At 64.7% G+C, this 12,939-nt stretch carries 12 protein-coding genes; 7 read left to right on the plus strand and 5 right to left on the minus strand.

Annotated features, from left to right (window positions below):
- Window positions 1–31: 31 nt before the first annotated feature.
- Window positions 32–970: a GlxA family transcriptional regulator gene (locus AC1DUB_RS25145; protein ID WP_477731896.1), complete on the minus strand. Its 939-nt coding sequence runs from the start codon at window positions 968–970 to the stop codon at window positions 32–34.
- Between the two features lie 172 nt (window positions 971–1,142).
- Here AC1DUB_RS25145 and AC1DUB_RS25150 point away from each other — a divergent pair, with 172 nt between their 5' ends.
- Window positions 1,143–1,997: an SDR family NAD(P)-dependent oxidoreductase gene (locus AC1DUB_RS25150; RefSeq protein WP_477731873.1), complete on the plus strand. Its 855-nt coding sequence runs from the start codon at window positions 1,143–1,145 to the stop codon at window positions 1,995–1,997.
- Window positions 1,998–2,137: 140 nt separating this feature from the next.
- Window positions 2,138–2,851, plus strand: a complete 714-nt coding sequence (locus AC1DUB_RS25155; protein WP_477731874.1) for an SDR family oxidoreductase — start codon at window positions 2,138–2,140, stop codon at window positions 2,849–2,851.
- Between the two features lie 48 nt (window positions 2,852–2,899).
- Here the strand turns inward: AC1DUB_RS25155 and AC1DUB_RS25160 are convergent, their stop codons facing one another.
- A complete protein-coding gene (locus AC1DUB_RS25160; RefSeq protein ID WP_477731875.1) occupies window positions 2,900–3,442 on the minus strand; it encodes a MarR family winged helix-turn-helix transcriptional regulator in 543 nt (180 codons plus the stop codon).
- A gap of 177 nt (window positions 3,443–3,619) precedes the next feature.
- On the opposite strand from AC1DUB_RS25160, the gene AC1DUB_RS25165 reads away from it, so the two are divergent.
- The 4 genes from AC1DUB_RS25165 to AC1DUB_RS25180 all read left to right on the plus strand — a co-directional run bounded on the left by AC1DUB_RS25165 (window position 3,620) and on the right by AC1DUB_RS25180 (window position 9,427).
- Window positions 3,620–4,045 carry an organic hydroperoxide resistance protein gene (locus AC1DUB_RS25165; RefSeq protein WP_477731876.1) on the plus strand — a complete coding sequence of 142 codons (426 nt, stop codon included), beginning with the start codon at window positions 3,620–3,622 and terminating at the stop codon, window positions 4,043–4,045.
- Between the two features lie 321 nt (window positions 4,046–4,366).
- Window positions 4,367–5,986, plus strand: coding sequence for a ShlB/FhaC/HecB family hemolysin secretion/activation protein (locus AC1DUB_RS25170; protein WP_477731877.1), 1,620 nt, complete (start codon window positions 4,367–4,369; stop codon window positions 5,984–5,986).
- 21 nt (window positions 5,987–6,007) lie between these two features.
- The gene (locus AC1DUB_RS25175) at window positions 6,008–8,584 is read left to right on the plus strand and encodes a two-partner secretion domain-containing protein (RefSeq protein ID WP_477731878.1); all 2,577 of its coding nucleotides are present in this window, start codon (window positions 6,008–6,010) and stop codon (window positions 8,582–8,584) included.
- Window positions 8,585–8,596: 12 nt separating this feature from the next.
- A complete protein-coding gene (locus AC1DUB_RS25180; RefSeq protein ID WP_477731879.1) occupies window positions 8,597–9,427 on the plus strand; it encodes a FecR family protein in 831 nt (276 codons plus the stop codon).
- Between the two features lie 280 nt (window positions 9,428–9,707).
- Here the strand turns inward: AC1DUB_RS25180 and AC1DUB_RS25185 are convergent, their stop codons facing one another.
- Window positions 9,708–9,914 (minus strand): tautomerase family protein, encoded by a 207-nt coding sequence (locus AC1DUB_RS25185; RefSeq protein ID WP_477717597.1) that lies wholly within the window; start codon window positions 9,912–9,914, stop codon window positions 9,708–9,710.
- 130 nt (window positions 9,915–10,044) lie between these two features.
- Window positions 10,045–10,779 carry an SDR family NAD(P)-dependent oxidoreductase gene (locus tag AC1DUB_RS25190; RefSeq protein ID WP_477731880.1) on the minus strand — a complete coding sequence of 245 codons (735 nt, stop codon included), beginning with the start codon at window positions 10,777–10,779 and terminating at the stop codon, window positions 10,045–10,047.
- Between the two features lie 179 nt (window positions 10,780–10,958).
- On the opposite strand from AC1DUB_RS25190, the gene AC1DUB_RS25195 reads away from it, so the two are divergent.
- Entirely contained in the window at window positions 10,959–11,939 is a 981-nt protein-coding gene (locus AC1DUB_RS25195; RefSeq protein WP_477731881.1) for a LysR family transcriptional regulator, read from the plus strand.
- A gap of 50 nt (window positions 11,940–11,989) precedes the next feature.
- Here the strand turns inward: AC1DUB_RS25195 and AC1DUB_RS25200 are convergent, their stop codons facing one another.
- Window positions 11,990–12,928, minus strand: coding sequence for an aldose 1-epimerase (locus tag AC1DUB_RS25200; protein ID WP_477731882.1), 939 nt, complete (start codon window positions 12,926–12,928; stop codon window positions 11,990–11,992).
- Window positions 12,929–12,939: the final 11 nt, after the last annotated feature.

Consider the following 12,939-nt stretch of genomic DNA (forward strand, 5'->3'; position numbering starts at 1 on the left):
CCGGCGCAATTTGAGTTCATCGCGCCCCAGGTCAGGCCGGCATCCTGGCATTGCGCCGTACCGTTTGCGGTGGCTGGCCGAATGCACGCAGAAAAGCCCGGCGCATCCGCTCGCGGTCGGCAAAGCCTGTTTCGTTGGCAATCATGTCCATGGAAAGCCGCCCCTGCTCCATCAACAGGCGGGCACTCTCCACGCGCAGGTTTTCAACCGCCTTGGCCGGCGACTGGCCCGTCTCCGCCCGAAAGGCGCGGCTGAACTGGCGTGGGCTCAGGTTGGCGGCATCCGCCAGTTCTTCCACCGTCAGGGCGCTGCGCAAATGCTGTTTCGCGAAATCCAGCGCTTTCTGGATGCGGTCGGACTTGGGGTCCAGCTCCAGCAAGGCCGAGAACTGCGATTGGCCCCCGCCACGGCGGTGATAGACCACCAGCTTGCGGGCGACCGTGCGCGCGAGTTCGGGCCCCAGGTCTTTCTCGACCATCGCCAGGGCCAGGTCAATGCCGGCCGTCATTCCGGCGGAGGTCCACACATGCCCGTCAATGATGAAGATCCTGTCCCCCTCCACTTTCACCAGCGGATAGCGGTTTTTTAGCTCGCGGGCATAAGCCCAATGCGTTGTCGCCCGCCGGTTGTCCAGAACGCCGGCCTGGGCCAGGGTGAAGGCGCCGACGCAGGGTGCGGCAACCCGCCTGGACGCCTGTACCGAGTGCCGCACGAAGTCCAGCAGCCCCGGTGTCGCCGGCTCGATCTGCGTGCCCGCACCAAAGACCACGGTATCAAACACCTTGGCGCCAAAGGCTTCGGTCTCCACCGCAAAGCCCGCCGAGGCGCGGACCGGGCCGCCCGCCTCGGACAGCAGGCTCACCTGGTAAATCGTCTTTTCGGCGGTGAGATTGGCAATTTCGAAGACCGTGATGGCGGCAAAGCCCATCACCTGGAAATTGGGATAGACAACAAAACCGAGGGTGTGCATGGGTTTGGGTCTTTCGGGCGGATACACAAAGACGGCAAAGGCGACGAGAACGGGCGGCAAAGCCATTATGTCCTAAAACGCTTGATATATGACATTCAAGACATGCCCGGGCGTCCTAACCTTCACAGAAGCGCCGTTCCTGGCGTTTAACCGAACGAATTGGAGAGAAAACATGGCCTCACAAACCCGCACCGAAGCCCACACTGAAACCCACCCCGGCACCGCGCTGATCACGGGAGCCTCCTCCGGCATCGGCGCCATTTACGCCGACCGCCTGGCCCGCCGTGGCCACGACCTCATTCTGGTGGCCCGCAACCGCGAACGCCTGGAGGCCCTGGCGCGGCGTATCGCCGACGAGACCGGCCGCACCATCGAGGTGATTGCCGCAGACCTGAACAAGACGTCCGACCTGGCGCGTGTCGAAGATGTGCTGCGCTCCGATGCCAGCATCACCCTGCTCGTCAACAACGCAGGCCTGGGCGCAACGGCGCCGCTGCTGGCCTCCGACATCGACAAGATGGCCGAGATGATCAGCCTGAATGTGACGGCGCTGACGCGGCTCACCTATGCCGCGGTTCCCGGCTTTGTCGCGCGGGGCGGCGGTTCGCTCATCAATATTGCGTCGATTGTCGGCATCGCGCCCGAGGTCCTCAACGGCGTCTATGGTGGCACCAAGGCCTTTGTGCTGGCGTTCAGCCAGTCGCTCAAGCATGAACTGGCGGACAAGAACATCCGCGTTCAGGCAGTCGCGCCGGGCGCCACCGCCACCGACTTCTGGGACATCGCCGGTACACCCATCCAGCATCTGCCCGGCGACATCGTCATGACGGCCGACGCCATGGTCGATGCCGCGCTGGCGGGCCTGGACATGGGCGAGTTCGTGACCATCCCTTCCCTGCCGGACATCGCGGACTTGCAGGCTTATGAAGCGGCCCGCCAAAAGCTGATGCCCAACCTCTCGAGGCAAGTACCGGCAGCGCGCTATCTCCGTTCCATCTCCGCCATGTCGAACGTGAGAGCGCACTGACAGCACTTTCCGCGTCCGTCTGAGCGGCCGCCCAGTGCCCCGTTCGCTGATCTCGGGGGCGTCCCCCCAAAACCCAGGAGGCCCGGAATCCCCTGGCCTTGTTTGCCCCGCGCCTGATGCGCTCCACCAGAAAGAATGAAATGAAGATTCAAAATTCCGTCGTGTTTATTTCCGGCGCCAACCGCGGTCTGGGCCTGGCTTTTGCCCAGGAGGCGCTCAAGCGAGGCGCCAGGAAGGTGTATGCCGGGGTGCGAAATCCCACGAACATCAACACGCCCGGCATCATCCAGGTCGAGCTCGATGTCAGCGACGCCGCTTCGGTCGCTGCCGCGGCAGCGCAATGCGGCGACACCACCTTGCTGGTCAACAACGCCGGGATCGCGCGCCTGAACAGCGGTGTGCTCGATGCGTCGATGATCAATCTCAGCCGCGAGATTTTTGAAACCAACTACTACGGGACGATCCGGCTGAGTCAGGCATTTGCCTCCATTCTGGCCAGCAATGGCGGTGGCGCGGTCATCAATGTGCTGTCGGACGCGACATGGTTCGCACGCCCGATGCTCGCCGCGTATTCCGCTTCGAAGTCCGCCGTGTGGAGCTTCACCAACGCCCTGCGCATTGAACTGCGCAAACAAAATACCGCCGTGCTTGGCCTGCATGTCAGCTTCATGGACACCGACATGACCCACGGCTTCGACATGAAGAAGACCAGCCCCCAGCAGGTAGCCGAGGCGGCGCTCGTGGGCATTGAGGCCGGCAAGGAAGAAGTGCTGGCGGACAGCTTCACCCAGGAAGTAAAACAAAGCCTGTCCACCGACACGGCCCTCTATCTCAATCCGCCCGAGATTGCTTAAGCGCCCGTAAGGGACCGTAAGGGGCAGTTGTTCAGATGGTTCCTGCCCTCACTTCCCTTCGTGCACGGCCTTGATGAGGTTGTCGCGCAGCGTGGCGACGGCGTTCTGCATTTTGGGGAACTCTTCAGCCGTCAGGCCGGAAGCCTTCACCAGGTTCATCCCCAAACCTTTTTCCCGCAGGCGCCGACCGGCATCCGTCAGGCTGACCAACACCCGGCGCTCATCTTCGGCATGCCGTTGCCTGCTGAGATAACCCATCGCTTCCAGCTTCTTGAGAATCGGCGTGAGGGTGTTGGATTCGAGAAAGAGCTTTTCGCCCAGGCCGCTGACGGTCTGGTTGTCTTCTTCCCACAGCGCAATGATCGTGATGTATTGCGTGTAGGTGAGGCCGAGCTCCTCAAGGATCGGCTTATAGGCCCGGCCAAAGGCGAGATTGGCCGAATAGATCGCGAAGCACAGAAAGTCAGCGAGCTTCGGGTTTGTCTGGGCTGTTTCGCTCGCCGGGTTCGCCGGAGCAACAGCATTCCCGGGAGTCCCTGGATCTCCGGGATTTCCGGGCTTGGTGGCGTTGGCGGGATGGGTGAGATTCATGTGCGTCCTTGATAGGCATGGCCGAAGTCCGGCAAGCCCCAATTATATCGAATGCGATTTAATCGCACGACTTGACATTTACCGATCCTCACGTATTATTCATCGTATCCGATTTAATCGGATACGCTTTAAGACCCCATCCATCTCCCCATACATCTCTTCAATAAGGAAATTCACATGACCGTCACCCAAATCGAAAAAGTTCTGTACACCGGCAAAACCCACACCTCCTCGGGCGGGCGCAGTGGCACGTCCCGCAGTTCGGATGGTCGCCTGGACATCCAGCTTTCGCCTCCTGGCAGCGCGGGCAACGGCACTAACCCCGAGCAGCTGTTCGCCGCCGGCTGGTCGGCCTGCTTCATTGGTGCCATGGGCCACGCAGCCCGCAAACTGGAAGTCACGCTCCCGGCTGACCTGGCCGTCGATGCTGAAGTGGACCTGGGCACCGCAGGCAGCGCCTACTTCCTGCAGGCGCGTCTCAACGTCAGCCTGCCAGGCCTGGACGCCCAGGTCGCGCAGGCACTGGTGGACGCCGCGCACCAAACCTGCCCGTATTCCAAAGCCACACGGGGCAATATCGGCGTCGTGATCAACCTGGTCTGAGCCAGACCGGCATGGTTACCGAAGCGTTTTACTAACTACTAACTACTAACTACTAACTACTAACTACTAACTACTAACGAGGCACTCCGACGCCTCTGAGTCCCCTCCTCCTTCGGGGTGAGCCGGTCCGGCCCTCCGTCCCGACGGGCATATCGGCCCGCAGGCTTCCAGGCCTGCGGGCCATTTTTTGGCCCGCCGCCTTTTCGGGTAGCATGCAACAACCTGTAACACCTAACTCTTTTCCCGCGGGGTTTGCGATGAAGGCCTTCATGCGGCCTTTCGCGATGCCGGATCGCCAGCAGACCCAACCCGACCAATCCCATGAAAAAAACCAAAAATGGGGCGTGGCTACGCCGTACCCGCGCACTCTGGATAGTCGCCGCCTTGTCAGCTGCCGGACTGGCCGCACAGGCGGCCGATGAGGCGGGCGGCAGCGGACCGCGTTTTGCCATCTCGCGCTTCGCCGTAGAGGGAAACAGCCTGCTGCCGGGCGCCGAAGTTGAAGGGCTGCTCGCGTCCTTCGCCGGCCCTGAACGCAGCTTCGGCGATGTGCGGCGCGCGGCGGAGGCACTGCAGCAGGCTTACCGCCGGCGTGGCTACAGCGTGGTCCTCGTGCAGTTGCCCGAGCAGGAACTCGCCCAGGGCGTGGTGCGCATCAAGGTGATCGAGCCGCGCATCGGCCGCACACAGGTGGAGGGCAACCGGCTGTTTTCGACCGCCAACATCCGCGCCAGCCTGCCTGCGCTGCGCGAGGGCACCATACCCAACATGCGGGACATTTCGGCCAGCCTGAAGGTGGCCAACACCAACCCGGCCAAGCAGATCACATTGGCGCTGCAGGCCGCCGAGCAACCTGATGCGATCGATGCCGTGATCCGCGTGACGGAAGAAGACAAGCCCTGGCGGATCGGCCTGACCGCCGACAACTCCGGCAACGTCGAGACCGGCCGCACGCGCCTGGGCGTACTCCTGCAGCATGCCAACCTCTGGGACCTGGACCACGTGATGACCTTGCAGTACACCACCTCGGCCGAAGAGCCGTCGAAGGTCAACGTGTTCGGCGTGGGGTACCACGTGCCGCTGTATGCGCTGGGCGACTCGATGGATTTCTTTGCCAGCCACTCGGACGTGGACTCCGGCACGCTGACGGCCGGTGTGCTGAACCTGCAAGTCAGCGGCAAGGGCAATGTCTTCGGTGCGCGCTACAACCACAACCTGCCGCAGCGGGGCGACCTGAGCTCCACGCTGATCTACGGCGCCGACTGGCGGGCTTACAAGAACAACATCGACCTCGGCGGCTTGCAGCTGGGCGATGACGTCACAGTCCATCCGCTATCGCTCACCTATGCCGGCCAGCTGGCCCTGCCCTCCGCCATGCTGGGCGTCCAGCTGACGGGCCTGCAAAACATCCCCGGCGGGACGAACGGCCGTGACGCGGACTTCAGCCGCCAGCGCGTCGGTGCGTCGGCCAGCTACCGCGCCCTGCGCTACGGCTTGGGCTACAACCAGCGGCTGCAAGACGATTGGCAGTTGCGCCTGCAGTTCAACGGCCAGGCCACCCGCGCCGCACTGGTGCCCGGCGAGCAGTTCGGCGCTGGCGGGGCGAGTTCGGTGCGCGGCTTCAGGGAGCGTGAAGTCGCCGGCGACCAGGGCCAGTTTGCCAGCGCGGAAATCCAGACGCCCAACTGGTGCCCGGCCACCGCAGCCATCGCGGTGCAATGCCGCGCGCTGGCCTTCGTCGATGCGGCCCGCGTTTCGCGCAACAAGGCCCTGCCCGGCGAAGAGCAGCGCACCTCCATTGCCAGCGCGGGCCTGGGTCTGCGCTTTGCCCTGGACCGGCGCGCCAGCCTGCAGGTGGACTACGGCCGCGTGCTCGACGGCGGCGGCTCCCGCGCGGCCGGCGACAGCCGGGTGCACGTCGCCCTGACCCTCTCCTACTGACATGACCCAAAGGAAACGCAAGTGAAAACAACCCACGCACACCCTGCACGGGCCTTGCTGGCGGCCCTGGTCATGTCCGCCTGCGCGGCCGGCGCCGGCGCCCAGACCGTCATCAATGGCCAGGCCAGCTTCCAGCAGCTTGGCAATGTCCGCACGATCACCAACACGCCCGGCACCATCATCCAGTGGCCCGGTTTCTCGATCGCGGCGGGCGAGGTCACGCGCTTCGTCCAGCAAAGCGCCACGAGCGCGGTGCTCAACCGCATCACGGGCCAGGAACCTTCGCTGATCCTGGGCGCCCTGCAATCGAATGGCCGCGTCTTCCTGATCAACCCCAACGGCGTGCTATTCGGCGCCGCCTCGCGGGTAGACGTGAACGGGCTGGTGGCCTCGAGCCTGGCGATCTCCAACAGCGACTTCCTGGCCGGCAAGATGAATTTCAGCGCCGGCACCGTGGCGGGCCGCGTCGCCAACCAGGGCCGGATCTCGACACCCGGAGGCGGCCAGGTGATCCTGATCGCGCCGCAGGTCGAGAACAGCGGCCTCATCCATTCGCCCGGCGGCGACATCGTGTTGGCCGCGGGCCGCAGCGTGAAGCTGGCCGACAGCGAGAACCCGGCCGTGCACGTGGTGGTCAGCGCGCCGCAGGACCAGGCCGTCAACCTGGGCCAGATCGTGGCGCAGAGCGGGCGCATCGGCATCTACGGCAACCTGGTCAACCAGCGCGGCCTGGTCAGCGCCGACACGGCCGCGGTGGGCGCCAATGGGCAGATCGTGCTCAAGGCCAGCGGCGACCTGCTGCTGGAGGCCGGCAGCCTGACCAGCGCGAGCGGCGCCGGCACTGGCACCGGCGGCACGATCCATCTTCTGGGTGAACGCGTGGGCCTGACGGGCAACGCCCGCGTGGACGCCAGCGGCGAGTCCGGCGGCGGCACCGTGCTGGTCGGCGGCGACTTGCGCGGCCAGAACCCGGCCATCGCCAACGCGAAGCAGGTCTACATTTCCAGCGACGCCACCATCAGCGCCGACGCCCTGGCGTCCGGCAACGGCGGCACGGTGATTGCCTGGTCCGACGGCACCACGCGCGTCTACGGCAGCATCAGCGCCCGGGGCGGCGCGCAGTCGGGTGACGGCGGCTTCATCGAAACCTCGGGCCACACGCTGGACATGCGGGGCCGCGTCGACACGCGCGCGCCGAATGGCCGCACCGGCACGCTGCTGCTGGACCCGACCAACATCTACATCGCGAACGACCAGACCAGCGCCACCAGTGCGGGCATGGTGGGCAGCGACACCTCGGCCGAAATCTTCGTCGCCAGCGGCGCCGTGAGCGATTCGCTGCTAACCGTCGGCACTTTGCAGGCCGCGCTTGCCAGCAGCATGGTGGTCGTCACCACCGACAACGCGGCGGGCACGGGCGCCGGCATCATCCAGGTGGTCGACCCCGTGACGTGGACCAGCGACACGAGCCTGACGCTCAACGCCGCCGCGGGCATCAACATCAACGGCGCCATCAGCGGCGGGCCCGGCAGCCGGCTCCAGCTGCGCACGGCTACGGGTGACATCAACCAGACGGCACCCATCACTGTAGTGACGCTGTCGGCCCGCGCGGACGCCGGCTCCGTCAACCTCACCAACGCGGGCAACCAGGTGCAGCAGCTGGCCGGCTTTGCCAATGGCGCCGGTGGATTCAGCTTCCGCAATAACAGCACGCCGCTGCTGATCGGCCTGGCTGGTCCGGAAAGTGGCATCACGTCGCTCGGCAGCGGTGCAATCAACATCAACACGGCAGGCGACCTCATGCTGCTCAGCCCGGTGAGCTCGCAGGCGGGCGACATCGTGCTGGCCTCCGGAGGCACCTTCGTCAACCAGTCGACCGTGAGCGCCACCAGCGGCCGCGTGACGGTGCAGGGCACCGTACTTCAATCTTCCCTGGCCGACTGCACCGCCAACCCGGCGCTGGACGGCTGCGCCGCCATGCTGCCGACGCTGGCGCAATGCACCAGCACACCCTCGACCGCAGGTTGCTCTGCCGTGCTGCCGACCCTGGCGCAATGCACCAGCACGCCCACGGCCGCGGGTTGCTCTGCCGTGCTGCCGACCCTGGCGCAATGCACCAGCACGCCCTCGGCCGCAGGTTGCTCTGTCGTGCTGCCGACCCTGGCCCAATGCATCAACGCACCCACGACCGCAGGTTGTTCCAACGTACTGCCGACCTTGGCGCAATGCACCAGCACACCCTCGGCCGCAGGTTGCTCCGTCGTGCTGCCAACCCTGGCTCAATGCACCAGCACGCCCACGATCGCGGGTTGCTCCGCCATCCTGTCGGCAACCCAGACCAGTACCAACACGCCCGTGTTCCAGGCTTTGAATACGACGGTCAACACCATCAACGCCAGCAGCACCATGCTGCTGACCCAGCTGACCACTACATCGCCTGCCGTCGCATTTCTCGACACAAAGAAGACTGACACAAAGACGACTGACACAACTGACACGAAGACGGCCGACACAAAGACGGACAAGAAGAGCGATGACTCCGACAAGCCGTCCGTGGTCAAAAACGAATCGGCGGTCAAGAAAATGTATTGCAACTAACCGGGGCTGACCATGAACCACCATTCCCCTGCCATTACCTCCATTACCTCCCTCCTGTTCGTGCTGTCGCTCTTCGGGGCCCAGGCGGCCTACGCCGGCACGCCGGCCGGCGAAGTGACCCAGCTCAGCGGTTTCGTCATGGCCGTCAAGGCAAGCGGTGCGCTGAAAGTGCTCTCGCCACAATCCGTGGTCGAAGCGGGCGACACGCTGATGAGCGAGGAAAACACCTACGTTCGCATCGGCCTGGCCGACGGCCGCCAGGCCGTGCTGGGCCCGCAGACGCGGCTGACCATCACCAGCGCAACCGCGCTGAGCCTGGCGACCGGCCAGCTCCAGGTGCTCGCCGGCGCACAGCCCGGCGCCGGCCGCCTGAGCATCGAGGCGGGTGAAACCACCGTGGACGCCGGCACGGCCAGCTTCAACCTCTTCTACCGGCCGGACCCGGCCGCCGCCCTCGCGCAGCGTGCCTATGCACGGGCCAGCCTGGCCTCGGCCGCCAGCCCCGTGCAAAGCGATGCCGGGACAGCCCTGCCCGTCTGGGAGATGGTTGCGCAGCTCTCGCCCTCCTTACCCAAGCCCGGAACAGCGCCCTCCCTCTCGCCAGGCCTGTATGTGCACGTGATCGACGGCCTCATCCAGATGAAGAACCCAGCGGGAACGCAAAACTTTTCGGCCGGGCAGTTTGGTTACACCCCCTCCTTCAAGCAGCCGCCGGTCATTCTGCCGGTCAACCCGGGCATGCAATTCACCCCGCCGCCGGCGTTTTCGGCCTCGTCGATGAGCCGCACCTCCGGCTCCATGGGCGGCAACAAAAGCAACACCGTCGACTGCGAAGTGCGCTGACCTCCAAAGAAAATCCCCGGCGCACATCGCGCCCTGCCCATGCTCGAGGGGGCTGCGCGCACCGTAGTGCTCGGGCATGCGGATGACAGGCAGGGTCCGCCAACGACCATAAGGTCGTCGCGCTTGACGAACAGACGCGCGCCTCGCAGCATGTTGCCCAGCGCGGCTTTTATCCTGCGCAGGGGCTGGGTTGATGTCGCGCCGTCGATCAACCGGACACGTCGGTCCCCGCTGACAGTGGCCTCGGCCTCCAGGTCATCGGCTCGGGGCCGCGGCAGGGCTAGCCTGTGCCGTCCTTGCGGATGGCGGTGGTGGTGCGACCGCCAAAGCCCCAGTTGTCGGTATCGACTTCCTCGATGGCGATGTGAGTCCACTCCGGCGGCTTGTGCAGCACGCGCTCCAGGGTTTCGGTCACTTCCTTGATGACCTGGGCTTTCTGCTCGGGGGTGGTGCCTTCACGGGTGATGCGGATGCTGACGAAGGGCATGACAGGGGCTCCTATAGGGTGTACCGGGATGTACTGGCTAAAGAAATGGAAATGAAATGGCAATGCGCGGGTTGTTGTTCGGCATCCCGGCTGCGGCCGAAGACAGGATCCGGTCGCAACTGGAGGCCCATTACTTGCCGGCACTCGCGCCGCCGTCGACTGGCAGCACCACGCCGGTGACGTAGTCGGACTTCGCCAGGTAGAGCACGGCCTCGCCGATTTCGCTGATCCTGGCGATGCGGCCCAGCGGGTGCATCTGGCCCAGTGCGGCGTGGGTCTCGACGGGGTGCATCGGGGTGGCGACCACACCGGGGGCGACTGCGTTGACCGTTACGCCGTACGGCGCCAGCTCCAGCGCCAGCGCGCGGGTAGCCTGGTTGATGCCGCCCTTGAGGGTCACGGCCAGGAGCGCGGGGACGTTACTGGCGGGCTGGATGGCCAGCGAAGCGGTGATGTTGATGATCTTTCCCTGCTTGCGCCCGGACATGTGCTTGGCCGCTTCCTGCGACGGGTACAGCACACCCTTCAGATTGGTGGAGATCTGCTCTTCCACCTCGGCCGGCGTGAACTGGATGAACGGCTTGGCGGTGAAGATGCCGGCATTGTTGACCAGCACGTCGACCTTGCCAAACTTCTCGATGGCTTGCTCGAACACCTCCCGGGCCGACTCGGGTTTGCCGACGTCGCCAGCAACGCCGAGGAAGCGGTCGCCCGCATTCAACTGGGCTGCGGTAGCCCGCAGACGCTCTGGCGAACGGCCGGTGCCGACCACGTTGTAGCCTTCCTTCAAAAAGGCCTCGGCCAGGCCCAGGCCGATGCCGCTGGTGGCGCCGGTGATGACGACGGTTTTGTCTGATTTGCTCATGGATGCACCTCTGCGAAATGGGGGTTGAAAAACGATCTGGATGAGGCCCCGGGTTTGAGCAGAGAACTCGCTTCCGGGCCTGCAGCAACTGTATTGCTGCTGCCCGAATCAATAAACTGGCTTTGCTACACTTGTATTGATACATCATGTAATCAATCATGAAGCGGCAATGAAGCAGCATGAAGCGTCACTTTGACAACGTCCTCCTGGGGAGCATCGAACTGTTCTGCCTGGCCGCGGAGACCGGCAGCTTCACGGCGGCCGCTCTCGCCGCCAGCGTGACGCCCGCCGCGGTGAGCCGCTCGGTGTCGCGCCTGGAGAAAAGACTGGGCGTGCGCCTGTTCGTGCGCTCGACGCGCAGCATTCGCCTCACCGAAAGCGGCAAGACCTATTTCGAGCAGTGCCGCCAGGCGCTGAACCAGTTGGTCGACGCCGAGCGCAAGGTCACTGGCGAACAGGTGCAGCCGGCCGGCACCCTGCGCATCAGCGCGCCGACGACGTACGGCCACCACCGCCTTCTGCCCTTGCTGCCGGCGTTCCGTGCGAAGTACCCCCTGATCAAGGTGGAGGTGCACATCAGCAACCGCAACATTGACCTCCACGACGAGAACTACGACCTCGCCATCCGCGTCCGCACCCAGCCGGATTCGACCATGACCGCGCGCCTGCTGGAGGATGCGCCGCTGGTGGTGGTCGCCAGTCCCGCCTACCTGAAGCGCGCGGGCGTGCCACAGAAGCTCGCCGACCTGGAACGGCACGATTGCATCCAGTTCGACTTGCCGAGCAGCGGAAGGCGGATTTCATGGCTGTTCCACGAGGACGGCCACGAGAAGGAGATTTTCACGACCGGCAACTACGCATGCTCCGAGGATGTGCTCGGCGGCGTGACCCTGGCGAAGGCCGGCGCCGGCCTGTTCCAGACCTACAGCTTCATCGTCGAGAAAGAACTTGCCGACGGGAGCCTGGTAGAGGTGCTCCAGTCGTTCGGCGGGCGTTCACGTCCCTACAGCCTGCTGTATCCGCATGGACGGCTTTTGCCCTCGCGCGTGAGGGCATTCATCGACTTCATCACTGAACGCCTGCAGGATAAGGCGGCTGTCACGCTGCCGCCAAAGCCGTCACAAAAGGCGAAGCACTCACCCTCGGCCAAACTCGTCTGATATTCGGCCAGCCATCCTCTCTCGGTGCACGGTGGAAGCGCCGAAAGGGCTCAGCTGAGATCCCGGGCGCGCAACTGAATCCGTAAACGGCATTCCAGCCGCTGCCCCGGCGCCAGCGTTTGCCAGCCGGTGCCTGCGTACCCCTGTTGCGCCAGATGCGCTGCATTGGACACATGCGACACGGGTTCGACGCAGAAATATTGCGCGCCCGACGGACGATGCAGCACCAGGTGCTGCATCGGGCTACTGGCGGTCATCTGGATGGTCGCGCCATCCGCCGCGGCCAGGGTGGCGCTGCCGTTCCATTCGCTGTAGTACTGGGTCAGTTCGGCGTCGGCCACTTCACGCGGTTCGGCATAGTCGTCCATTGCGCCGGCAGGCCGCGGTGCGCTGCCCAAAAACTGCGCGTCGGGTGGCCAGATGGTAGGCGCGCTGAAGCCGACGCGGTGCGCAAACCGGCTTGGAAAGTAGGGGTGAAAACCGATGCCGCAAGGCATGGGCGCGTCATCTGCATTGGTCACGTGCATGTGCAGGGTGAGGCCTTCATGGTCAAGCGTGACCGTGTGCCCGGCGCGGTAAGACCATGGCCAGCCGTCCTGATTTTTTTGGTGGTCATAGGCCATGGTGGCACTGCTGGCGTCGTGCTGCGTCAACGTCCACGGGTGCTGCTGGCTGCCGCCATGCAAAGCGTGACGTTCGCCGGGATGCAGTGGCAACTGCACGGTGCGGCCCGGCCAGGCGAAGCTTCCGTGCTGGATGCGGTTCGAGTACGGCATCAACGGGTAGAGGCCGGCCTTGGGCCAGGAGGTGCTTTCAAAACCGGTGGTGCGCACCGCATCGCTGAGCGGCACCAGCCAGTCGATAGTTTGGCCTGTTGCGGCATCGGATGAAAACAGGCGCGAGATGCGCCCGCCGCCGGCAGGTGCCAGCACCGCATGCAGCGTGCCATGGTGCAGGCGGGTTTCAGGCAGAACTTGCAGATGCATCATGGCGTCACTTC

It is taken from the genome of Polaromonas sp. P4_F9 (assembly GCF_056401235.1).